Source organism: Microbacterium sp. STF-2 (assembly GCF_034650155.1).
Taxonomy (GTDB): Bacteria; Actinomycetota; Actinomycetes; order Actinomycetales; family Microbacteriaceae; genus Microbacterium; species Microbacterium maritypicum_A.
In genome coordinates this window covers 2,718,667-2,741,112 of record NZ_JARKMW010000001.1, presented here as the reverse complement: position 1 = coordinate 2,741,112, position 22,446 = coordinate 2,718,667, and the positions used below count along the sequence as shown (strand labels likewise).

Below are 22,446 nucleotides of genomic sequence, written 5' to 3'. Positions count from 1 at the left end.
CGAGGCCTTTCCCGTGTCCGCTAGACCTGCGCCCGGCGACGACGCACGATCAGCAGCACGGCACCGCCGAGCAGCAGCGCGATCGCGAGAGCCAGCACCCACGGGGCCAGCAGGCCGCCGGTGAGAGCGAGCGGCGTGAGCACCGGGTTCTCGGTCACGCTCGTCGGCGGAGTGATCGTCTCGCCACCGGGAGGCGTGGCCGTCCCCACGGCCACGTTGCGCAGATTCGCTCCGGCGGCGTCGGCGTGCACGGTCACGGAGTACGTGATCGTGACGCTCTCGCCCTCGGCGAGGCTGCCGGACCAGCGCAACTGCGTGCCTTCCACCGTGGGAGCGGCCACCGTGCGTGCGGATGCCGTGCCGTCGCTCACGACGGCGGTCGCGCCGGCGCGGAGGTCGGCGTGCCGCAGCACTCCGGAGAGATCATCCGAGATGACGACCTCGTCGAGGCCCGTCTCGCCGGTGTTCGTGCCGACGAGCGTGTACGTGACGACGCTTCCCGTGGCGACGGCCGTACCGGTTCCGGGATCGGCGGTCTTGACGAACGCGAAGCCGGGGGTGCCGACAGGGTTCTCCGTCGTGACGGGCGGAGGCGTGATCACCGCACCACCCGGCGGGGTGGCGGCACCGGAGACCGTGTTCGCGATCGTCGCACCGCCCGCGTCGCCGTTCACGGTGACCGAGTACGTGATCGTGACGCGCTGGCCCACGGCGAGAGCGCCCGTCCAGGTGAGCGCGTCGCCGTCCACGACAGGAGCCGGGGCTGACCCGTCGACCACCGTCGCGGTGGCGTCGCCGTTGTAGGCGGCGTGGGCGAGCACGCCCGACAGGTCGTCGCCGATGCTCACAGGCGCCAGTGCGGTCTCACCGGTGTTCACGCCGGTCACCGTGTAGGTGATGACGCTGCCGGGGTCGACTCGGGTTCCCGAGGAGGGGTCGGCCGACTTGCGCACCTCGAAGCCGGGCTCGTTCACCGGATGCTCCGTCGTCGCGGGAGGCGTCTCGATCGGCGGCACACCTCCCGGCGGGGTCGCCGAGCCCGAGACCGAGTTCGCGATGACCGTTCCCCCGGCGTCGGCCTGCACGGTCACGGAGTACGTGATCGTGACGGTCGCACCGACGGGGAGGACACCATCCCACGACAGCCGGTCACCGGTCACCACAGGGGCGGTCGCCGCGGTGGTGCCGATCCTGGCGGTCGCGTCGCCGTTGTAGTCGGCGTGCGAGACCACTCCCGAGAGGTCGTCGACGATCGTGACCGGGGCGAGGATCGTCTCGCCGGTGTTCACACCGGTCACCGTGTAGGTGATGACACTGCCGGGGTCGACCGCGGTGCCCGCCGCCGGATCGGCGCTCTTCGACACCGAGAATCCGGGCACGTTGACGGCGTTCGTCGTGATGCCGGGCGGCGGGGTGATGACCGAGCCACCCGGCGGAGTGGCGGTCGCGCTCGCGTTGTTCTCGAGCACGGATCCCACGCCGTCGGCCCCGACCGTCACGGAGTACGTGACGGTGACGGTCTGGCCGACCGCGAGCGCGCCCGACCAGCGGAGCTTCGCTCCGGCGACAGACACCGCAGCGGCGGGCAGCCCGCCGATCATGGCCGCGGCATCGTCGTTGTACGACGCGTACGGCAGCACCTTCGACAGGTCGTCCGTGATGTCGACCGGGTCGAGGGCGGTCTGGCCGGTGTTGACGGCCGTCAGCGTGTAGGTGAGCACGTCACCGGGGTCGACGGCGGTGCCCGGTGCCGGATCGGCCGTCTTGGCGAACGTGAAGCCGGGTGCGTTGACCGGATGCTCCGTCGTCGAGGGCGGCGGGGTGATCGGCGTGCCCGGGGTCGTCGGGCTGTCGGGGTCGCTCGGGTCGGTCGGGATCAGCGGAGTCGCCGTGCCCGTCGCCGTGTTGGCGACCGTCTCGCCACCGGCGGTCGGATCGACCGTCACCGAGTAGACGATGACGACGTCCTGGCCCGGGCGCAGCATTCCGCTCCAGGACAGGGCCCCGCGAGCCACGCTCACGTCCCCGCGGGTGGCGGTCACGTCGTCGTTGTACGACGCGTGGGCCAGCGCACCGCGCAGGTCGTCGGCGATCGAAGCCGGGTCGAGCACGGTGTCACCCGTGTTGGTGCCGGTGACCGTGTAGGTGATGACGCTGCCGGGATCGACGCGCGTCCCGGTGACGGGATCGGCCGACTTGGTCACCGTGAATCCGGGGGTGGCGACCGGGTGCTCCGTCGTCGACGGGGGCGTCGTCACCGGGGTTCCCGGTGTGGTCGGGCTGCCCGGGTCCGTCGGGTCGACCGGAATGAGGGGTGTGCCCTCACCCGTGACGGTGTTGCGCAGCAGCACACCGGTGGCATCCTCGTCGACCGTGACCGTGTAGGTGATCTCGACCCGAGCGCCGGGAGCGAGCGTCCCCTTCCAGGTCAGGGTGGTGCCGTCGAGGGCGATCGCGCCGGTCGAAGCGGTCGCGTCGTCACCGTACCGGGCGTGCGCGAGCACGGCCGACAGGTCGTCGACGATCGTCGCCGGATCGAGCGTCGTGTTGCCCGTGTTGACACCCGAGATCGTGTAGGTGATCGTGTCACCCGCACGCACGGCGGTACCGGAGGCCGGGTCAGCGGACTTCACGACCTCGAAGCCGGTGTCCACGACCGGGTGGTTCGTCTCCACCGCCGGCGGGACGATCGGCGTTCCCGGGGTCGAGGGACCGGCGGGGTCGGTCGGGTCGACGGGGATCTGCGGCGTGGCGGTGCCGGTGGCGACGTTGTGCAGCAGCGCCTTCTGGACACCCGCGTCGACGGTCACCGAGTAGCGGATCGTGACGGAGGCTCCGCGGGGCACCTCACCCGACCAGGTCAGCGTGCTGCCGGTGACGGTGACGGAGCCGCGGTCGGCGGTGACGTCGTCGTTGTAGCCGGCGTCGTCGAGCACACCCGAGAGGTCGTCGACGATGCGGGCCGGGTCGAGGTCGGTGTCACCGGTGTTGGTGCCGGTGATCGTGTACGTGACCGTGTCACCGGCCGAGACCGCCGTGCCCGACGCGGGATCGGCGGACTTGCTGATCGTGAAGCCCGACCCGATGACCGGGTGCTCGGTGGTGACGGTCGGCGGGACGATCGGCTCGCCCGGCACCTCCGGCCCCTCGGGATCACCGGGCTTCGGCGTGGTCGGCGTCGCGGTGCCGGTGACGGAGTTCTTCAGGATCTCTCCCGAGGCGTCCGCATCCACGGTCACGGAGTACGTGATGGTCACAGCCTGCCCGGGGGCGAGCGCGCCGGTCCAGGCGAGGTCGTCACCGGTGATGGTCGCGGCGCCCGTGGTGAGGGGCGCGCCGGCGACCGAGGTCGCGATGTCGGAGTTGTAGGCGGCGTGCGCGAGCACACCGGACAGGTCGTCGGCGATCGACGCGGGGTTCAGCGTGGTCGCCCCCGTGTTGGTCCCGGTCACCGTGTACTCGATGACCTGACCCGGCTCCACGACCGTTCCCGCTGCGGGGGTGGAGGTCTTGGCGACGGTGAAGCCCGCGACGGGGTGCTCGGTGGTCACGGGCGGGGTGACGGGCGGAGGGAGCGTGCCGGGCGGGGTGCCCGAGGCGGTGACGCTGTTGGCGATCCGCTCACCCTCGACGCCGGCGTCGACGATGACCGAGTAGGTCACGGTGAGCACCTGACCGGGCTCGAGCGCACCGGTCCAGGCGAGGTCGTCACCTGTGACGGTGGCGGCCCCAGACGCCACGGGCGTGCCGTCGATCTTGGTGACGACATCACCCTGGTACTCGGCGAACGCGAGCACGCCGGAGAGGTCGTCGTTCACCTGCACGGGGTCGAGGACCGTGTTCCCGGTGTTCTCGGCCTCGACCGTGTACGTGAGGCGCTGGCCGGCCTGCACGGCGAGGCCGTCGGCGGGGTCGGACGTCTTGCGCAGAGCGAGGCCGGGCACGAGTCGCACGTTCGTGAACGTGCACGTGACGTCGGTGCCGCGCGAGCCCGACGGCTGCGTCACCTCGCCCGAGGCGGTCACCGCCACCGGGGTCGTGGTCCCGTTGGGGTTCACCTGCACGCAGTCCAGCGACTCGGCGTACCGGGTGCGATCCGTCGTGCCGGATGCCGCCTCGGACAGGCGGAAGGTGTCGCCCTGGTTGGTGAAGATCGGGCCCGCGTAATCGGGCTGCAGGCCCGTGCGCTCTCCGCGCGTGGTGGCGTCGGTCTGCGCGACCTGGTAGCCGGCGGGCGACTGCACGCGCAGCGCGAACTGGTCGGTGGCCGAGTGGCGCCCCGCGGGGAGGTCCTTCTTCAGCGTGAGGGTGTTCGGGAAGGTGCAGCTGGACATGTCGGTGGGAGCGAAGGACCCGAGCGACGTGGTGTTGACGGTCTGCCCGCGGGGCAGGTCGACCTCGATGATGCGGTTTCCGCCACCGGACGCGGAGACGAAGATGTGTCCGAGGTTTCCGAACGCGATGCCGTTGCCCTGCACACCGGTACCCATGTCGTGCACCTGCTTGGCCTCGATGGTGGCCGTGCTCGGCGTGACCGTGGCGGGCAGGTCGGCGGAGTAGATGAAGTTGTCCGCGACCAGGACGAGCTGACCCGAGGCGCTGAAGGCCATGTCGCCGTTGGCGCCGAACGCGCTGCTGCCGGCGGTCGGGCGGAGGGTTCCGACCTGCACGTAGGTCTGCGGCGTGAGGTTCTCCTCCCACGCGTAGATGTTGATCGCGCCGTTGATCGTGCCGCTGGCGAAGTAGTAGACGCCCGTGTCGGGGTGCACGGCGCCACGCAGCACCGACGAGTTGAGGGTGAACGACGTGCGCGTGGTGACGTCGGTCACACGGTCGTGCTTGGCCAGCACCTTGCTTCCGGCGGCGTTGGTGACCGTGTAGGCGTACTGGCCGCTGGACGAGATGCCCAGGGCGTTGTTGGAGTGGTCGACGCCGAGGGTCGTGGCACCGAGCGTTCCCCCTTCGCCGGGGGCACCGCCCTGCTCGTTCACGACGAACTCGCGCACCTCGGTCGCGCTCTGCACGTACACCGCTCCGGGGGTGCAGAGGAACGGATCAGCCGCAGCTGCCGGCGCTGCCGTCAGCGTCCCGCCGATGAAGACCATCGACGAGGCGACGAGCGCCGTGCTCACGGCGCCGCCGATCAGCTTTCTCGCGCGGCCCCGCCAGCGGCTGCGCCGCTCGGACGGAAGGCCATCGGATGTGCGGTCCTTGCGGGCAACACGAAACGCCATGACTGTCTCCCCATTCATCGCTTCCCCGGCGCGCACTCGCGCACGGAAGCCCCCGCCCCCTCAGGCGACCGCCGAGCACCATTCGGGCATGGTGAACTCGGTCCGGGCCACCGCCAGCCTGCCCGTCGGCCGAGACGCGATCCTGCCGATCCCGGAGAATTCACCCCGCCTTTTCACCCCGTACGACGGCTTCCCCCGTTCCCGCGAAGAGGGGCGCACCGACGACTCCGGCGCGCCCCTCCGCAGCGTGGCTACTGCCGGGACCCGATCTCGTCGATGGGACGGGTGCGCATGGTCGCCGTGGTCCCGACCCACATCGCCACGAGTGCCAGCGCGCCCATCGCCCCGACGATCAGGAACGACCCCAGCACGGGCAGCGCGGGGATCGGCTGCCCCGAGATGCCCATGCTCACGCCGATGAGCGGAGGGATCGCGACGACCACGCCGAACACCATCGCGATCACCGCCACGAGCACGGCCTCGATCCGCATCATCGAGCGCACCTGCCCGCGGGACGATCCGATCAGCTGCAGCAGAGCCAGCTCCCGTGAGCGCTCACCCGTCGCCATTACGAGCGTGTTCACCACGGCGATCGCGATGTAGCCGAGGATCACCAGCAGTGCGACGAGGTTCACCCACCCGTTCTGGGCGTGCGCTCCGGCCCCCGCGGCCTCCTGCCCCGATCCGTCGGTCACGAGCAGACCGCGCGCCTCCAGCGCGGCCCGGACCTCGCCGGTCGCCGCCTCGTCGACCGCCACGAGCGCGAAGGAATCGAGACCCGTCGTGGTGTGGGCTCTGACCTCTTCGGCGGCCATGGTGAGGTCGCCGAAGCCCAGACCCCGCTCGTACACCGCGACGACCGTGGCCTTTAGCGGCGAACCGTCTCCGAGGTGTCCGACGACCGTGCCGCCGATACCCAGCCCGAGCGTCTGCGCGGCATCCGTGCTCACCGCGACCGTCGCGATGCCGTCGAGGTCGGCGAGCGATCCTTCGCGCACGCGGAGATCGAGACTGTGCGCGATGTTCTCCGGGTCGACGCCCTGCAGCACATGCTCGGCACGCTCCAGCTTGCCCTCGAAATCGAACGAGTCCACCACCGCCGCGCTGAGTGCGACCCCCGACGCCTCGATCACCCCCGGCATCTCGCGGATCACGTCGACCGCCTCCGGCGAGAGTCCCGACGGCGCGGCCACCCGCAGGTCGGCGATCACCCCGGCGCTGGCCTGGGTCGCCGCCTCCGCGGCGATGATCGACGGCGCCCCGATCTGCACGAGGCCCAGCCCGATGCCGAGAGCGACCGGCAGGATGGCCGACGCCAGCCGCCTGCTGTGCGCCGCGGCGTTCGCCGACGCGAGGAAGCCCGCACACGACGAGCGACGCAGCACGGTGCCGACCAGCCGGACGCTCAACGACACCAGCCACGGGCCGAGCACCGCGAGCGCGACGATCAGCAGCATGGCCGCACCGGCAGCCGCGCCGGCGGCGACCTGCCCGCGCACGACGAGCGGCACCGTCGAGACCGAGATCCCCGCGGCGGCGAGCACGATTCCGGTGATGATGCGCGGCAGACCGATGGCCGGAGCGCCCGTCGCCGATTCCCGCAGCGCTTCGACCGGATCGAGCTTCGCGACCCGGGCCGCCGCGATGCGCGCCGCACCCCAGGCCGAGGCCAGCACGAGCAGCACCGCGCCGACGGCGGGGAGAGGACCTGTGGCCAGGGCGAAGTCGCCGGGGATCACGCCACCGGATACGAAAGCCGCCTGCAGCACGGTCGACAGCAGGTATCCCGGCGCGATGCCGAGCAGCACCGCGACGGCCGAGACCCACAGCACCTCGCGGGCGACGAGCGCGTGCACCTGGGACGGACTCGCCCCGACGGCCCGCAGCAGCGCGTAATCACGGCGGCGCGACTGCACCGACAGCGACAGGGTGCCCGCCACGATGAACATCGCCACGAGGATGCAGGTGCCGACGAACGCGCTGCCGATGGCCACGAGCGTCGAACGCGCGGCGCCCGAGTCGAGGAACTCGACGTCGCCGCGGGCGTCTCCCGTGCGGGCGATCAGGTCGGGGAAGGCCTCGCGGATCGCACCGGCCGTCTGCTCGGGGTCGACGCCCGAGACGAACACGCCGAGTGCCTGCGCGGCCCCCTCGTGCGGGTCGAGCTGGTCGATGCGACGCTCGCTGAGGAACACGTGCGCTCCTCGCTCCGGCATCACCGGTGCCGCGACCTCGCCGACCACGCGGTACTCCGACGGGACGCCGCCGTGCGCGAGGACGACCCCGTCGCCCACGGCAAAACCGCTGCCCGCGGTGACGACGACCTCGTCGGCTGCCGCGGGCTCCTGACCCTCGCGCAGCTCGAAGCCGGTCAGCGCAGTGGAGGGCCACGGGTGCGCCTCGACCAGGACGGAACCGCCGGCACCGGCATCCGCACCGGCATCCTGCAGTGAGAGCGGAATCGTGACGTCGGCCACGACGCGGTCGACTCCGGGAAGAGCGGCGATGTCGCGCGCTGCGTCGGCGGGCAGCGGCACGCGTTCCCGCAGGGGAACCGGCAGGTCTTCCGGCACATCGACCTGCTGCGGCGCACCGACCACCACGTCGACCGCGGCATAGCGTTCCGGCGCCAAGCCTCCGCGCATGCCGGATTCGACGAGGACTCCGAGGCCCGTCACCAGTGCACTCGCTACGAACACCGCGACCGCCACTCCCACGAAGCTCCCGCGGTGATGGCGAAGATCGGCACCGACGAGTCGACTCAAGCCCAGCGTGCCCGACATCACCACTCCCCCAATGCGCTCATGCGGGCGTTGATCTGCGCGGGGTCGGCACCGTCGAGGTATCCCGCGAAGGCTCCATCGGCGAGGAAGATGGTGCGATCCGCGTGCGCGGCCACCACCGGGTCGTGCGTGACGACCACGACCGTCTGATCTAGCTCGCGCGCCGTGTGCGCGAGCAGGTCGAGAACCTGCTTGCCGGAGCGGGAATCGAGCGCGCCGGTCGGCTCGTCGCCGAACACCACATGCGGCCGGGTGATGAGCGCGCGGGCGATCGCCACCCGCTGCTGCTGGCCCCCGGAGAGCTCGGAGGGGCGACGACGGCGGTACTCGATGAGCCCCACGGCGTCGAGCAGGAAGTCGAGCCACTGCGCCTCGAGTCGACGGCCGCCGAGTCGCAGCGGCAGAGTGATGTTGTCTTCGACGTTCAGTGCGGGGAGCAGGTTGTACGCCTGGAACACGAAGCCCACGTGATCGCGGCGGAAGGCGGTGAGCTGGCGTGCCTTCAGCCCCGAGATCTCGGTTCCGCCGAGGTGCACGGTGCCACTGCTCGGCCGGTCGAGTCCTGCGGCGCTGTGCAGCAGGGTGCTCTTGCCCGAGCCCGAAGGGCCCATGATCGCGGTGAACGTGCCCTTCGCGATGGCGAGGTTCACGCCACGGAGGGCCGTGACGCGGCTGGCACCTGTGCCGTAGGTCTTGACGACGGACTGCAGCCGCAGTGCTTCGGAGGGCCGCGCGTCGACGGCCGGGGAGAGTGGGGTGAAGGTCATGATCCGACGCTAGGGACGGGGCGGACGGCATCCCATCCCGCCCGCTGCCGCTTCGATGGTGGTGCTGGCTATACCGTGCCGCTCCGACCGCTCGGGCAGACTGTGAGAGTGAAGGACGGACGGATGCGGCGATGGCTGCGCGCGTGGGGATACCTGGCCGTCGAGGCCGGAGTCTCGATCGCCTCCGTGGTGTTCCTCTGCCTGGGCATCGTCCTGCTTCCCTTCATGATCCTCACCGGCGGCGTGCTGCTGATGCCCGAGACCGTGCAGAGCCTGCACCGCTGGACGGACCTGAACCGCCGTCGTGTCGGCGCCTACCGGGGCGAGGAGCTGACGCCGATCGGCCACGTGCTCCCGCCGGCCTCGACCATCGACGATCGTCTGCGCTTCGCTTTCTCGCGCGCCACCGGCCGCGACGTGCTGTGGCTCGCCGTGCAGGGGCTCCCCGTGCTGTTCGTCTCACTGCTGACGATCTCGCTGCCGGTCGCGGCGGTCAACACCCTCGCGATCACCTACTACTGGCAGTTCGCTCCCGCCGACGACCCCGTGGGTTCGGTGTACCCCGTCACGTCCTGGGAGCTCGCGGCCACGATGCCGCTGCTCGCGGCGGCGTACGCGATCCTGTCCATCCTCCTGATCCCCGCGGTCGCACGGCTGGTGTCGTACGTGTCGGCGACGCTGCTCGCGACGCCGGAGAAGTCGCGCCTCGCCGCACGGGTCGACGCCCTGACCCTCAGCCGCGCCGCCGCGCTCGATGCCCACGCGGCCGAACTGCGGCGCATCGAGCGCGACCTGCACGACGGTGCGCAGAACCGCCTGGTCAACGTGGTGATGATGCTCGGGATCGCCGAGCGCGCGCAGGAGACCGGCGGCGACGTGCTCGAACCGCTGCGGCGAGCGCAGGATGCCGCCAGCGATGCGCTCGCCGGACTCCGCCGCACGGTGCACGACATCTACCCGCCGATCCTCGACGAGCTCGGGCTGGAGGGGGCGCTGGCGTCACTGGCCGGGCGCAGCGCCGTGCCCTGCACGATCGAGACGTCGCAGGTCGGACGCGTCCCGGCCGCCGTCGAGTCGGCCAGCTACTTCGTGGTGGCCGAGGCTCTGACCAACGTCAGCAAGTACAGCGACGCCACGCGGGCCGCGGTGCGGGTCGAACGGGAGGGGGAGGTGCTGCTGATCACGGTCGAGGACGACGGCGTGGGCGGAGCAGCCGAACGCCCGGGCGGCGGCGTGGCCGGCATCCGTCGTCGCCTCGAGGCCTTCGAGGGTGGGCTGGAGCTGTCCAGCCCGGTCGGCGGCCCCACCATCCTGAGAGCGGAGCTGCCATGCGGATCGTGATCGCCGAAGACGACACCCTGCTCCGCGAGGGGCTGGCGCTGCTGCTGCGCAGCGAGGGGTTCGAGGTCGTGGCGGCCGTCGACAACGCCGAGGCATTCCTCGCCCGGCTCGACGAGGCCGATGCCGCCGTGGTCGATGTGCGGATGCCGCCCACCTTCACCAGCGAGGGGCTGAAGGCCGCGGCCGAAGCCAGAGCCCGCCGCCCCGGTTTCCCCGTGCTGGTGCTGTCGGCCTACGTCGAGGATCGGTACGCCGGTGAGCTGCTGGCTGCCGGAGCCGACGGCCTCGGCTATCTGCTCAAGGAGCGTGTCGGCAAGGTCGCGGCCTTCATCGATGCCCTGCACCGCGTGGCCGCCGGCGGCACGGTGATGGATCCCGAGGTCATCTCGCAGCTGATGAGCCGCCGTCGCGCCGACGATCCGGTGCAGACCCTCACGCCCCGCGAGCGCGAGGTGCTGGGCCTCATGGCCGAGGGGCTCGACAACGGCACCATCGCCGAACGGCTCTTCGTGACCGAGACCGCGGTCAGCAAGCACATCGGCAACATCTTCGCCAAGCTCGGCCTCGCCGCAAGCGACAGCGGCCACCGGCGTGTGCTCGCCGTGCTCGCGTACCTGCGCAGCTGACGACGCCCGCTCTGGCGCCGCGGTGCCGAGCGATGCCATGCTGTCGGGGATGAAGCGCAACACCAAGATCACCACTGCCGTCGTCGTCGTGGCCGTCGCCGGGCTGGTCGCCGTTGCCGCTCCCGCCGTGATCAGCGCCGCACCCGCCGTCGTCGACGCGGCCTCGTGGGCGTCGGAACGCTTGGTCGCCGAACCCTCCACGGCCCCGACGAGTGCCGCCGACGCCTCTGATCCGGTCGGATACGTCGATCTGGGCGACGGCATCAGCGTTCCCGCCGGCGGACCGGGTGATTGCACCACCAACGCGTTCATCAACATCGGGAGCGACGACGGCTCCCCGGCCCACGGGAAGCTCCTGGGCGAGCTCGTCGACATGGGCGCGTCGGAACTGGCACGCGGGCCGGTCACCCTCGATGCCGACGGCCAGATCTTCTCTTACGAGGTGCAGGCCGGAGACAGCCTCATCGCGATCGGCGAGCGCTTCTGCGTCGACTACGTCACCGTCGGCAGCTTCAACCACGTGCGCGGCAGTGAGCCGATCGCTCCCGGGGACGTGCTCTACCTGCGACCGGACCCGACGCTTCCGTTCGTCGACATCTACTCGCCGTACAACGCCGAACCCGGGTCTTCGACCATCCCCTACTACGACGGAGTGGCAGCGTTCTCGACCGCTGTCGCCACCGCAGACCTGGGTGCCGCGCGGTGGCTGTGGCAGCGGCTGGAGAAGGACATGCCCCCGGAGACGGCGGCCGTGATCTCACAGGCCCTGAGCATCGACGACCTGGCGCTGCTGCGCCGCATGTTCCCGTAGCAGCGCTTCCCCCTCTCCGCGCTTCCCCTCTCCACGCCTCGCCTCTCCACCCTCGCCGTCGACGGTCGTTCTCGCGCGCCCGGAACCGCTTCGGGATCTCGTCCGAAAAAGTTTGGTATTCGGTGTTGCTAAGTACCGGTACTCGGTGTTACTTTGTACCGGTACCCAGCAACACTGAGTACCAACCGAAACGAAAGGAGGACCTGATGGGCAAGCAGATGACCGAGATGCTCAAGGGCACTCTGGAGGGCATCGTTCTGGCCCTCCTCGCCGAGCAGCCGGCGTACGGGTACGAGATCACCACACGCATCCGCGACCACGGGTTCACCGACATCGCCGAGGGCACGATCTACGCACTCCTCGTGCGCATCGAGCAGAAGAACCTCGTCGACGTCGAGAAGGTCCCGAGCGAGAAGGGTCCGCCGCGCAAGGTGTACACCCTGAACGCACAGGGCCGGCAGGAGCTCGAGGAGTTCTGGAAGACCTGGGACTTCCTCGCGCAGCACATCGCACAGCTGAACAAGACCGACACCGACAACACGAGCACCACCCCGAACAAGGAGAACTGATCATGGCCGCAAAGTGGATCGAAGCGCTCACCGGATCGCTCGAGCAGAAGAAGCAGTACAAGCAGGCCAAGGCCCGCATCGACGCCCTCCCCTCGCCGTACCGCGAGGTGGCGAACGCCCAGTACCGGTACTACCTGTACTACGGCGGCATCACCGACGGCGACACGATCGTCACGATGTTCCTCGACCTCGCCGACCTGTGGGAGCGCGCCGCAGTCGACGGCACCCCGGTCAGCGCCATCGTGGGCGATGACCCCGTGGAGTACGCCGAGGACTACGCCCGTGCCTACGGCGGCACGCAGTGGATCGACAAGGAGCGCGCACGCCTCATCAAGGCGTTCGACGACGCGAAGAAGAAGGAGAACGAATCATGACGAACCCCGCCATCTCGGTGCGCGGCATCGAGAAGTCGTACAAGGATCTGCACGTGCTGCGCGGCGTCGACTTCGAGGTCGAGAAGGGCAGCATCTTCGCCCTCCTCGGCTCGAACGGCGCCGGCAAGACCACCATGGTGCGCATCCTCTCCACCCTGCTGAAGGCAGACACCGGCACGGCGACCGTGCAGGGCGTGGATGTCGCCTCCGACCCGGTCGGCGTCCGTGAGCGCATCAGCCTCACCGGACAGTTCGCCGCCGTCGACGAGATCCTCACCGGACGCGAGAACCTCGTGCTGGTCGCGAAGCTGCGGCACCTGCCCGACGCCGGGAAGGTCGCCGACGACCTGCTGGCGACGTTCCGTCTGACCGATGCCGGCGGCCGCAAGGTCGGCACCTACTCCGGCGGCATGCGTCGCCGGCTCGACATCGCGATGAGCCTGGTCGGCGACCCCGAGGTCATCTACCTCGACGAACCGACCACGGGCCTCGACCCCGAAGCCCGCATCGAGGTGTGGGACGTGGTCAAACAGCTCGCGAACAGCGGCACCACCGTGCTGCTCACCACGCAGTATCTCGACGAGGCGGAGCAGCTGGCCGACCGCATCGCGATCCTGCACGAGGGTCGCATCATCGCCGACGACACCCTCGCCGGCCTCAAGCGGCTGCTCCCCGCCGCCAAGGTCGAGTACGTCGAGAAGCAGCCCACCCTCGAGGAGATCTTCCTCACCCTCATCGGCCCCAAGGCCTCCGGAAAGGAGAACGCAGCATGAGCACGCACTTCGCCGCCGATACGGCGACACTCACCGGCCGCTCCATGCGGCACATCTTCCGCAGTCCCGACACGACCATCACCACGGCGGTCACCCCGATCGCGCTGATGCTCCTGTTCGTCTACGTCTTCGGCGGTGCACTCCAGCAGAGCACCGGCACCGACAACTACGTGAACTACCTGCTGCCCGGCATCCTGCTCATCGCGATCGCATCCGGCATCGCCTACACGGCGTTCCGGCTGTTCACCGACATGCAGAGCGGCATCTTCGAGCGGTTCCACTCCATGCCGATCGCGCGATCGAGCGTGCTGTGGGCGCACGTGCTCACGTCTCTCACGGCCAACGCCATCACCCTGGCGATCATCTTCGGCGTCGGATTCCTGATGGGCTTCCGCACCGGGGCGAGCTTCTGGGCCTGGCTCGGAGTCATCGGCATCCTGATGCTGTTCACGCTGGCGCTCACGTGGCTGGCGATCATCGCGGGTCTGAACGCCAAGACGGTCGACGGCGCGAGCGCGTTCTCGTACCCGCTGATCTTCCTGCCGTTCATCAGCTCGGCATTCGTGCCGACCGACACCATGCCGGCTCCGGTGCAGTGGTTCGCCGACAACCAGCCGGTCACCTCGATCGTCAACACCATCCAGGCGCTCTTCGCCGAGAAGCCCGTCGGCGACGACATCTGGGTCGCCCTCGCCTGGTGCGTCGGCATCCTCGTGGTCGCCTACGTGTTCGCGATCATCTCGTACCGGAAGAAGGTCAGCTGATCTTCGCCCAGCGAGACGGGACGCTCCGACCGGGTCACTCGACCCGGCCGGGGCGTTTCGCCGCGCTCGGCGAGGTGTCGGACCTCGGCGTAGCTTCGGACCTCGGCGTAGGGAGGAGTTCCCCCTCTCGGGAGGATCCTTCCGCCCGGATGCTCCTCCCGACGCGGAGAACTCCGCCCGGGAGGAGGCGCGGGATCACGCCTGGCGCAGAGCCGCGACCACGTCGATCTCGACGAGGATGTTCGCCAGTTGCGAGCCCACGGTTGTGCGCACGGGGTACGGCGCGGTGAAGAACTCCTCGTAGGCCTCGTTGAACTCGGCGAAATCGGCGAGGTCCTGCAGATGCACAGTCGATTTCACGACGTCGTCCGTGGTCAGCCCGTGCACCGCGAGCACCTTCTGGATGTTCCGGAGCACCTGGCGGGTCTGGTCGCCCACGCTCGCGGGAACCGCGTGGTCGTTCGCCGCATCCTGTGGTCCGAACCCCGCAGTGTAGAGGAATCCGTTCGCGACCACTCCGTGGCTGTAGGGGCCGGCGGGCGTGGGTGCCCCGTCTGCGTAGAATCCGGTCTTCGGCATCTTTCTTTTCCTTTCGTTGACGATTCAGGTCTGAGGTGAACGGCGGAGCCCGCGGCCCGGCAGGGCACCGGTCAGGCACCCGTCAGCGAGAACACGGATACCGGCGACGAACACGTCGTCGATACCCGCACCGCGACCCCGAGGGTTCTCGTAGGTGGCGGTATCGGTGACCGTCTCCGGGTCGACAACCACGAGGTCGGCGATCGCCCCGGCCACGACGGCGCCCCGACGCCCGAGACCGAAGCGTCGCGCAGGCAGCGCCGACAGGTGGTGCACCGCATCCGACCACGTCCAGCTCGCCCGCTCCCGCACGTATTCGCGCAGGAAAAGCGAGAACGAGCCGGCCGCTCGCGGATGGGGATGGGCGCCGATGAAGATCCCGTCGGAGCCGCCCATCTGCCCGGGATGCCGGAAGATGCGAGCGAGTTCCGCTCCCGAGCGAGGGCTGCGTACTGCCATCACCGCGCTGCACTCCAGACGGCAGGCGGCGAGCGCATCGAGGGCGAAGTCGACCGGTGCGACGCCGGCACGGGCGGCCGCCTCGCGCAGCGTGAGCCCGTGCGCCCACGCCCACTCGGGCGCGGCGAGGTGAGCGAGTGTGATCATGTCCGCCCATTCCGGGCCGAGGCTGGCGCTGCGTTCCGCCCGCAGCGTGCACAGCTCGCGCAGCTCGGCACGGCGAGAAGGATCCGCGATCACCGCAACCGCCGCCGCCACCGGCAGTGCCGACACCGCAGGTGGGAGCAGCGGCATGCCCAGCAGCGTGCAGCCGCGGGTGTAGGGGTAGGCGTCGAAAGTCGCGTCCACACCGGCGGCACCCAGCGCATCGAGCTGATCCAGCACGATGTCGGCGTCGGCGTGGAAGTGCGAGATGTGCACGGACAAAGGAGATCCCGCATGCGCAGCGGCCATCCGGGCGATCTCCGCGATCTCCTCCATACCGGCAGCCGTGTTCGCCTCATATCCTCCGCGCATGTGCGTCACGTACACTCCGCCGGCACGCGCGACCGGTTCACAGAGGGCGGCTATCTCCGCCGCGTCCTGGAAGAGACCGGGCGTGTAGTCCAGACCGGTCGAGAGCCCGAGGGCGCCGTCGGCCATGCCTTGCGCGACCAGAGCACGCATGCGTCGGCGCTCGTCCTCGCTCGCTGAACCAGCCTTGCGCCCACACACCTCGAAGCGCACGGTGCCCGCCGGTACGAGATAGCCGGCATTCACTGCTGAGATCCCGTCGACGGAGGCGAGGTAGGCGTCCACGCCCCCGCCCCGAAAGGTGGGGTGCGTCCCGTTGATGGCGGCGAAGTACTCCGACGCGTACTCACCGCTGCCCGGCGCGTACGACACTCCGTCCTGGCCGGCGATCACGGTCGTGATCCCCTGTCGCAGCAGAGCGAGAGTGACGTCCGGATCGTTCAACAGGCCATCGGCATGCGAGTGCACGTCGATGAATCCGGGGATCACCAGGCGATCAGAGACGTCGATCATTTCGTCGCCGTCATGCGCATCGACCCGACCGACCTTCGTGACGAGCCCGTTCTCGATCGCGACATCAGCGCGCATCGGGCCTGTCGCGTCGACGACTGAACCGCCGCGGAGAACTGATCGAATCATCATCGCTCCCCTCAGAAATAGGTGCGGACGAGGCCGGTCACGACGTCGGATCCGGCGGACTCGACGACCGGCAACACGCGCCACTTGTCGAAGGCGGTGCAGGGGTGCGACAGCCCGAGACGAACGACCGAGCCGATCGCGAGAGACTGTTCCGAGCGGACGTACGAGTGCTGATCGTTCATCGCCGAGACCTCGCCGTGCAGCGGCTGCCAGGGCCCGGCGACACTTCTGGACCAGGAGCGCGGGATCGGCAGACCTTCGTCGTAGGGCAGGTCTCGCTTCCCGGCGTCGACGAGAGCCAGTCCCGGTTCCGGCGCCGACACGACGCGCGCGATCGCGTGCATCGCGTTCAGGAATCGAGGAGAGTCTTCCGCCTGCACTGCCCCCTCATCGCACGGCGAGATGCCTCGATAGAAACCATCGTCATGCACGATGTAGGCGCCGGAGCGAAGGGTGAAATGCGTACGGTCATCGCGCGCGGTCGTCCCCCAGACGTCAGCGACGACATCGAAGTAGGCACTGCCGCCGGCGGTCACGAAGAGCTCGCCGGCGTCGTAGAGAGGCGTGATCGCGGAGTGCAGTTCGAGCTGGGACTGCAGGTACGCGCGGACGGCCGCGAGAGCCGCGGGGGAGCGATCGTGCGCGAGGCTCCCCTCGTATCCGGCCACTCCGGCGAGGCGCAGCACGGAGGATGCGGCGATGCGCTCAGCCACGCGCACGGCCTCCGCGATCGACCGCGCACCCGTGCGACCCCCTTCGCCGCCGAGCTCGACGCAGACGTCGACCGGGCGCGGTGTCGCGGTGGAGAGCAGAGCCGCCTCCATCGTCTCGACCGTCGCAACCGAATCGGCCCAGCTCACGAACCGGAAACCCGGATCCGCCAGCTCCTGCGCCAGCCACGCCAGCGCCGGCCGATCGACGGCGGCGTTCGCGAGCATCACCGAATCGACGCCCAGATCGCGGGCGGTACGAACCTGCCCCATGGTCGCGAAGGTGATGCCGAGCGCGCCCGCATCCCTCTGCCGCTTCCACAGCGCAGGCGCCATGGTGGTCTTGCCGTGGGGCATGAGGGCGAGGCCCCGCTCCGCGCACCACTGCGCCATCGTGGCGACGTTCGCCGTCATCGCTGCGTCGTCGAGCACGATCAGCGGAGTCCAGAACTCCTCGAGTCGTGGGGCTGTCGCGAGGAACTCCGTCACCGTCAATCCGGCCGCACGCCCAGGTAGGCCCTTGTCGCGCGCGGTGAGCACTCCTGCGTCATCCATCGTCATCGCGTCTTCACCGGCGTGCTCGTCTTCAGCTCGTGCAGGCGCCCCGCACCCTCGACATCGGGCTGGACCGAGGCCACCAGTGTGGCGATCACACCGACCACCGCGATCACCGCCGCGTACACGACGACCGGCCAGAAGGCGCCTCCGGCAGCCGCCACCAGTGCCGTGCAGATCAGCGGGGCGAGGCCGCCGCCGAGGGTGTTGGAGATCTGGTAGCCGATGTTCACGCCTGTCGTCCGAGCCTCCGGATCGAACATCTCCACGAGCATCGTCGAGAGGGTCGCCTGCATCGCAACGCCGAAGACGACGAACCCGAGGATCTGTCCGAGCCAGATCAGCCACATGTTCCCCGTGCTGAACATCATGAAGGCCGGATAGACCATGGCCGCGAAGCCGAGACAGCCAATGATGTAGACCGTCCGCCTGCCGATGCGATCGGAGATCGCACCCCACAGCGGAGCGACGACGATCTGCAGCAGACCCACGAGCATGGTGCCGGCGAACCCCATCCAGGCCGGCAGATGCTGGTTCGACACGATGAACGCCAGACCGTACGTGAGGATGACGTAGCCGGCGATCGACTGCGGCAACCCGATGAGGATGCCCATGATCGCGTTCTTCGGGTGACGGAAGACCTCGATGAGCGGGTTGGGCTTCTTGCCCGTGGTGGCGAGGAGAAGCGTCTGCGTGTCGGTGAACGCCTCAGACTCCTCGAGCTGGCGACGAAGCAGCACTGCCGCGATCGCGAGCACGATCGAGAAGACGAACGGGATGCGCCACCCCCACTGCAGGAACCACGATTCCGGCGTGAGCCCGAGACCTGCCATCAGACCGCCCGAGACCACGTTGGCGACACCCGCACCGCTGATGAGGAAGGCTCCGTAGAGCCCTCGCTTGCCGGTCGGCGCGGCTTCGACGACCATCGTGGCCGCACCGCCCATCTCGCCGCCGACGAAGAAGCCCTGGCAGAGCCGGAAGAACAACAGCAGCAGCGGTGCAGCGATGCCGATCATCTGGTCGGAAGGGATCAGGCCGATGCCCGTGGTCGCTACCCCCATGCCGATGACCGTGCTCATGAGCACGACCTTGCGTCCCCGGCGGTCGCCGACGATACCCCAGATGATGCCGCCGACCGGACGGAGGAAGAATCCGACGGCGAAGGTCGCGAACGACGACAGCTGGGCGATGACGGGGTCGTTCGAGGAGAAGAACACCGCGGGGAACACTGCCGCAGCCGCGAGGCCGTAGAGGTAGTAGTCGTAGTACTCGATCAGCGTTCCGATCGCCCCACCGGCGATCGTCTTGCGCTGCTTCGGGGTCAGGCCAGATGAGGCGACAGTGGCCATCCGGGGCTCCTTCTTCGGGGAATGCAGGGCCGCATACGTTGCGGTCCGGCCTCGACGGATCGTCTGGGCGTGGATAAACTAACAGCGGAATAGACAATCTGTCTATCACTCGTATTTTTTGTACGCCTGTATCGTTGCTCCGGATTGGAGTCACAGAATGTCGACATCGACGACAGCAGAGAACGCGGTTGCAGCCCTGGCCGATGATCTCGCACGGGAGACGTACGAGAGTGCAGAAGAGGTCCTCCGCCTCTATCGACCCGTGCTCCGTGCCCTCGCCACCGCGGCCGGACCGACCGTCGAAGTCGTGCTCCACAATCTCGACGGCACCGACGTCGACCTGGGTCACACGATCATGGCCATCGAGAACGGGCACGTCACCGGGCGCGCTGTCGGGGGCCCCTCGACCTCTCTCGGTCTGGACGTGCTCAAGGACCGCCGGGGGAACCACGACGCCTTCGGCTACACCGGCTACACCAGCGACGGGCGGGAACTGCGCTGTTCCTCGGTCTACTTCCACAATGGCGCCGGCGACATCATCGCGTCGCTGTGCGTGAATGTCGACCTCAGCCCGCTGCTCCTCGCCCGCAAGACGCTCGACGCGCTCCTCCCGGCGCCCGTACCCGCGAACGCTCCGAAGGAGCACTTCGGCGCCGACCTCGTGTCGGTGATGGATTCGATGATCACCGAAGCCATCCGCGAGATCGGGCGACCCCTCGAGAGCATGTCGCGCGATGACAAGATCACCGTGCTGGAGCGGCTGGATCAGCGTGGTGCCACACAGATGCGCAAGTCGGTGGAGGCCATCGCCAAGCGCCTGGGCATCTCCCGGGTGACCGCCTACTCGTACCTCGAAGAGGCCAGGACGCGATGACAGGACCGACAGGGAACATGATGGACAACTCCGGCTTTGATGCGATCTTCGGTGGCACGCGCCTGATGGCGATCCTGCGCGGCATGGGGGCGGAGCGCAGCCTCGCCCTGTCGACCACCGCGTGGAACCTCGGGATCGACGTCGTAGAACTCCCCATCCAGACCCCCGACGACGTCGAGGCGCTGCGCGTGGTCGCCGCCGCCGGACGCACGCGCGGCAAGGCCGTCGGCGCCGGCACCGTGGTCTCGGCCGAGCATGTCGCGCAGGCGCTCTCCGCCGGCGCCACGTTCACCGTCAGCCCCGGGCTCGATCTCGACGTCGTGCGCGCCTCGCACGAGGCCGGAATGCTCAGCCTTCCCGGTGTCGCCACGGCCAGCGAGGTGCAATCCGCCACTTCCGCGGGACTCACCTGGCTCAAGGCGTTCCCCGCGTCCGTACTCGGTCCGCAGTGGCTCACGGCGATGAACGGCCCCTTCCCCCAGGCACGATTCGTGACCACGGGTGGCATGAACGCGGCCAACGCCGCCGAGTACCTCGACGCCGGCGCCCATGTCGTCGCCGTCGGCTCGGCGCTGGAAGACGCCGCGCAGCTGCCGCAGCTCGCCGCGCTGCTCGGTGCGGGCGCGCGGCGATGAGCTCTCTCGACGCGAGGCTCGCCCACGTTGACGCTCGTCTCGCGTACGAGATCGATGTGGTCGCCGCCCGCGAAGCCGTGGCCACTGGAGAGGCGGTGCTGGTCGATACGCGGCGCCTCGAGTCGTGGGATCACGGCCACATCGCCGGGGCGGTGCATCTGCCCACGAGCGACGTCGACGCACGGCTCGCGACGCTTCCCCGCGATCGCACGCTCATCGTCTACGGCTGGGGCCCCGGGTGCAACGGCGCCACCTCGACCGCCCGAGTGCTGCTCGCCGCCGGGCTCGATGTGCGCGAGCTGCTCGGCGGCTACGAGTACTGGGTGCGCAACGGTTTCGAGGTCGAGTCGTCCGGGGTCGTCTCCCGGCGTCGTCCCGACCCTCTGGTCACGGCCGAACCCTGACGGCGTCCCGGCCCGTCCGCCCTCTCGTTCCGGTCGCACTTACTGTCGCCAAAAGGCCGCCCGCACGACAGAAAGTGCGACCGGAACGAGGGAGCGGGAGCGCCGGAGGGGACGGAGTTGGAGGGAAGGGACCGAGGACTGGGGGAGGCGTCACCGGAGCCCGAAGGGCGCGAGCACCACACGGCGGTCCGTCCGCACCCACACCGCACCATCGGCACGCTTCTCGGCGCGGGTGGCGAAGCGGTAGCGGTACGACACCGCACGCACCCACCGCGGTCTTTCGCCCTCGAACGGGTCGATGCGCAGCAGCGCGAGGGTCGGAGCATCCGCTTCCAGCAACCGCACCAGGAAAGCGGTGAACCAGTCGTCGAGCGAATGCCCGAGCGGAAGGAACCACATCAGCCAGTCGAGCCGCAGATGGTAGGGAGCGAACTGTCGCGGCATCCTGCGCACATCACCGGGCTTGCCCCGGAACTCGTACTCGCGCCACTCCACCCCCTCTTCGTCGGCTGAGCCCTCGACGATGATCTCGATGCGCTCCTTCGTGACCGTGCCGAATGCGCCGTAGGCGTTGGCGAGCTGCCAGCGGTTGAAGCTCGCGTTCATCAGCTGCCGCCGCGCGAAGAGGTTGCGCAGCGCCGGCACGCTCAGCACGACATACAGCAGCCCGACCGCCGAGGTGACCACGACCCAGGCCAGCGGCATCCCGTCGATGATCCAGGGAGGATCGGTCCGCGGGGCGGCCACGGGCATCCCGACTCCCGGCAGCCCGATCACGGAGAACGCGATGACCATCGTCGCCGCGTTCAACCACGCGAAGTTTCCGGTGACGACGAGCCACAGCTGCGTCAGGATCACGATGGATGCCGCCACCGCACCGACGACCTGCGGTACCGGGCCGCGCACCCACAGCGCCAGGACCGGCGCGAACAGGAAGATCGGCACGACCAGCTGCGCGAAGTGGTTGCCCAGCACCTCGCCGCGATGGAACCAGCGCGGCAGCAGATGCGCCTGCCTGCTGAGCGGACCCGGCATGGGCTGCGTCTCATGGTGGTACATGAGTGCCGTCAGGTCGCGCCATTCGCGTCCGCCGCGGATCTTGATCATCCCGGCACCGAACTCGAGCCGGAAGACCAGCCACCAGAACAGGACGATCACGACGGTGGGCGGCGGCTGATCGCCCGAGCCGAGGAACGCCGCGAGGAACCCCGCCTCCAGCAGCAGCATCTCCCACCCGAACGAGTAGAACGTCTGCCCGATACTGACGATCGACATGTACCCGAGCCACAGCGCGAGGAAGCACAGCATCGGAACCCACGGCGGCCCCCACTGCGGGATGCCGACCACGAGAAGTGCCGCGACCACGATGCCGGCCGCGCACAGCAGCACGAGGCGGCGGTCGGTATAGCGGATGCGCGAGAACAGGGTCGGATGCAGCATCCGTCGTCTCGCCTTGTCGCGGCCGACCCATTCGAGCAGCGCCGGCGCGGGAAGCAGTCCGTGTTCGCCCAGCAGCGGCCGGAACTGGTTCAGGCTGGAGACGAACGCGACGAGATACAGCGCCGCGATGCCGCGCTGCAGCACCTCGCGCGCGAATCCGAAGTCGACCGCCGCGAACCCGTCCACGGCCACAGGCTACGCCCGGGCTCGTGAACGGGTCAGGGGGTTGCACCGCGTCGGGAGG

18 protein-coding genes are annotated in these 22,446 nt (G+C 69.4%); 10 read left to right on the top strand and 8 right to left on the bottom strand.

Features of this window, described 5'->3' with window-relative positions; translation table 11 throughout:
• Positions 1-20: 20 nt before the first annotated feature.
• The 3 genes from MicroSTF_RS13235 to MicroSTF_RS13225 form a co-directional block, all read right to left on the bottom strand.
• The gene (locus MicroSTF_RS13235; protein WP_322956183.1) at positions 21-5,234 is read right to left on the bottom strand and encodes an isopeptide-forming domain-containing fimbrial protein; all 5,214 of its coding nucleotides are present in this window, start codon (positions 5,232-5,234) and stop codon (positions 21-23) included.
• A gap of 251 nt (positions 5,235-5,485) precedes the next feature.
• Positions 5,486-8,017 carry an ABC transporter permease gene (locus MicroSTF_RS13230; protein WP_322956182.1) on the bottom strand — a complete coding sequence of 844 codons (2,532 nt, stop codon included), beginning with the start codon at positions 8,015-8,017 and terminating at the stop codon, positions 5,486-5,488.
• Entirely contained in the window at positions 8,017-8,784 is a 768-nt protein-coding gene (locus tag MicroSTF_RS13225; RefSeq protein ID WP_322956180.1) for an ABC transporter ATP-binding protein, read from the bottom strand. Before MicroSTF_RS13225 ends, MicroSTF_RS13230 begins: the two co-directional genes overlap by 1 nt.
• 108 nt (positions 8,785-8,892) lie before the next feature.
• Here MicroSTF_RS13225 and MicroSTF_RS13220 point away from each other — a divergent pair, with 108 nt between their 5' ends.
• The 7 genes from MicroSTF_RS13220 to MicroSTF_RS13190 all read left to right on the top strand — a co-directional run bounded on the left by MicroSTF_RS13220 (position 8,893) and on the right by MicroSTF_RS13190 (position 14,042).
• A complete protein-coding gene (locus MicroSTF_RS13220; protein ID WP_322956178.1) occupies positions 8,893-10,125 on the top strand; it encodes a sensor histidine kinase in 1,233 nt (410 codons plus the stop codon).
• Complete coding sequence (locus MicroSTF_RS13215; protein WP_136024589.1) at positions 10,113-10,751, top strand: response regulator; 639 nt, start codon at positions 10,113-10,115, stop codon at positions 10,749-10,751. The genes MicroSTF_RS13220 and MicroSTF_RS13215 overlap by 13 nt, the downstream gene beginning before the upstream one ends.
• A gap of 49 nt (positions 10,752-10,800) precedes the next feature.
• A complete protein-coding gene (locus MicroSTF_RS13210) occupies positions 10,801-11,562 on the top strand; it encodes a LysM domain-containing protein (protein ID WP_322956175.1) in 762 nt (253 codons plus the stop codon).
• 206 nt (positions 11,563-11,768) lie between these two features.
• Positions 11,769-12,131 (top strand): PadR family transcriptional regulator, encoded by a 363-nt coding sequence (locus MicroSTF_RS13205; protein ID WP_021200180.1) that lies wholly within the window; start codon positions 11,769-11,771, stop codon positions 12,129-12,131.
• A gap of 2 nt (positions 12,132-12,133) precedes the next feature.
• Positions 12,134-12,505: a DUF1048 domain-containing protein gene (locus tag MicroSTF_RS13200; protein ID WP_021200179.1), complete on the top strand. Its 372-nt coding sequence runs from the start codon at positions 12,134-12,136 to the stop codon at positions 12,503-12,505.
• Entirely contained in the window at positions 12,502-13,278 is a 777-nt protein-coding gene (locus MicroSTF_RS13195) for an ABC transporter ATP-binding protein (RefSeq protein WP_322956171.1), read from the top strand. The genes MicroSTF_RS13200 and MicroSTF_RS13195 overlap by 4 nt, the downstream gene beginning before the upstream one ends.
• Entirely contained in the window at positions 13,275-14,042 is a 768-nt protein-coding gene (locus MicroSTF_RS13190; RefSeq protein ID WP_322956169.1) for an ABC transporter permease, read from the top strand. Before MicroSTF_RS13195 ends, MicroSTF_RS13190 begins: the two co-directional genes overlap by 4 nt.
• A gap of 195 nt (positions 14,043-14,237) precedes the next feature.
• Here the strand turns inward: MicroSTF_RS13190 and MicroSTF_RS13185 are convergent, their stop codons facing one another.
• The 4 genes from MicroSTF_RS13185 to MicroSTF_RS13170 all read right to left on the bottom strand — a co-directional run bounded on the left by MicroSTF_RS13185 (position 14,238) and on the right by MicroSTF_RS13170 (position 18,849).
• Positions 14,238-14,621, bottom strand: a complete 384-nt coding sequence (locus tag MicroSTF_RS13185; protein WP_021200176.1) for a RidA family protein — start codon at positions 14,619-14,621, stop codon at positions 14,238-14,240.
• A gap of 24 nt (positions 14,622-14,645) precedes the next feature.
• Complete coding sequence (locus MicroSTF_RS13180; RefSeq protein WP_322956166.1) at positions 14,646-16,181, bottom strand: N-acyl-D-amino-acid deacylase family protein; 1,536 nt, start codon at positions 16,179-16,181, stop codon at positions 14,646-14,648.
• Positions 16,182-16,243: 62 nt separating this feature from the next.
• Positions 16,244-17,497 (bottom strand): amino acid aldolase, encoded by a 1,254-nt coding sequence (locus MicroSTF_RS13175; RefSeq protein ID WP_322956164.1) that lies wholly within the window; start codon positions 17,495-17,497, stop codon positions 16,244-16,246.
• A gap of 2 nt (positions 17,498-17,499) precedes the next feature.
• Positions 17,500-18,849 carry an MFS transporter gene (locus MicroSTF_RS13170; RefSeq protein ID WP_029265625.1) on the bottom strand — a complete coding sequence of 450 codons (1,350 nt, stop codon included), beginning with the start codon at positions 18,847-18,849 and terminating at the stop codon, positions 17,500-17,502.
• 157 nt (positions 18,850-19,006) lie between these two features.
• Between MicroSTF_RS13170 and MicroSTF_RS13165 the strand changes: the two genes are divergently transcribed.
• Genes MicroSTF_RS13165 through MicroSTF_RS13155 form a run of 3 tightly spaced genes read left to right on the top strand, consistent with a single transcriptional unit; the run spans position 19,007 to position 20,762 of the window.
• Positions 19,007-19,723 carry a helix-turn-helix transcriptional regulator gene (locus tag MicroSTF_RS13165; RefSeq protein WP_021200172.1) on the top strand — a complete coding sequence of 239 codons (717 nt, stop codon included), beginning with the start codon at positions 19,007-19,009 and terminating at the stop codon, positions 19,721-19,723.
• Positions 19,720-20,358, top strand: a complete 639-nt coding sequence (locus tag MicroSTF_RS13160; protein WP_231479842.1) for a bifunctional 4-hydroxy-2-oxoglutarate aldolase/2-dehydro-3-deoxy-phosphogluconate aldolase — start codon at positions 19,720-19,722, stop codon at positions 20,356-20,358. The genes MicroSTF_RS13165 and MicroSTF_RS13160 overlap by 4 nt, the downstream gene beginning before the upstream one ends.
• A complete protein-coding gene (locus MicroSTF_RS13155) occupies positions 20,355-20,762 on the top strand; it encodes a rhodanese-like domain-containing protein (RefSeq protein ID WP_029265628.1) in 408 nt (135 codons plus the stop codon). The genes MicroSTF_RS13160 and MicroSTF_RS13155 overlap by 4 nt, the downstream gene beginning before the upstream one ends.
• 150 nt (positions 20,763-20,912) lie before the next feature.
• On the opposite strand, the gene MicroSTF_RS13150 is transcribed toward MicroSTF_RS13155, so the two are convergent.
• Complete coding sequence (locus MicroSTF_RS13150) at positions 20,913-22,388, bottom strand: lipase maturation factor family protein (protein WP_036331186.1); 1,476 nt, start codon at positions 22,386-22,388, stop codon at positions 20,913-20,915.
• Between the last annotated feature and the right edge of the window lie 58 nt (positions 22,389-22,446).

Coding starts and splice junctions, on each gene's coding strand:
- MicroSTF_RS13225 (WP_322956180.1), bottom strand. CDS start 8,784: ATGACCTTCACCCCACTCTCCCCGGCCGTCGACGCGCGGCCCTCCGAA.
- MicroSTF_RS13175 (WP_322956164.1), bottom strand. CDS start 17,497: ATGGATGACGCAGGAGTGCTCACCGCGCGCGACAAGGGCCTACCTGGG.
- MicroSTF_RS13160 (WP_231479842.1), top strand. CDS start 19,720: ATGACAGGACCGACAGGGAACATGATGGACAACTCCGGCTTTGATGCG.
- MicroSTF_RS13170 (WP_029265625.1), bottom strand. CDS start 18,849: ATGGCCACTGTCGCCTCATCTGGCCTGACCCCGAAGCAGCGCAAGACG.
- MicroSTF_RS13180 (WP_322956166.1), bottom strand. CDS start 16,181: ATGCGCGCTGATGTCGCGATCGAGAACGGGCTCGTCACGAAGGTCGGT.
- MicroSTF_RS13195 (WP_322956171.1), top strand. CDS start 12,502: ATGACGAACCCCGCCATCTCGGTGCGCGGCATCGAGAAGTCGTACAAG.
- MicroSTF_RS13210 (WP_322956175.1), top strand. CDS start 10,801: ATGAAGCGCAACACCAAGATCACCACTGCCGTCGTCGTCGTGGCCGTC.
- MicroSTF_RS13215 (WP_136024589.1), top strand. CDS start 10,113: ATGCGGATCGTGATCGCCGAAGACGACACCCTGCTCCGCGAGGGGCTG.
- MicroSTF_RS13190 (WP_322956169.1), top strand. CDS start 13,275: ATGAGCACGCACTTCGCCGCCGATACGGCGACACTCACCGGCCGCTCC.
- MicroSTF_RS13165 (WP_021200172.1), top strand. CDS start 19,007: ATGTCGACATCGACGACAGCAGAGAACGCGGTTGCAGCCCTGGCCGAT.
- MicroSTF_RS13155 (WP_029265628.1), top strand. CDS start 20,355: ATGAGCTCTCTCGACGCGAGGCTCGCCCACGTTGACGCTCGTCTCGCG.
- MicroSTF_RS13230 (WP_322956182.1), bottom strand. CDS start 8,017: ATGTCGGGCACGCTGGGCTTGAGTCGACTCGTCGGTGCCGATCTTCGC.
- MicroSTF_RS13200 (WP_021200179.1), top strand. CDS start 12,134: ATGGCCGCAAAGTGGATCGAAGCGCTCACCGGATCGCTCGAGCAGAAG.
- MicroSTF_RS13235 (WP_322956183.1), bottom strand. CDS start 5,234: ATGGCGTTTCGTGTTGCCCGCAAGGACCGCACATCCGATGGCCTTCCG.
- MicroSTF_RS13185 (WP_021200176.1), bottom strand. CDS start 14,621: ATGCCGAAGACCGGATTCTACGCAGACGGGGCACCCACGCCCGCCGGC.
- MicroSTF_RS13205 (WP_021200180.1), top strand. CDS start 11,769: ATGGGCAAGCAGATGACCGAGATGCTCAAGGGCACTCTGGAGGGCATC.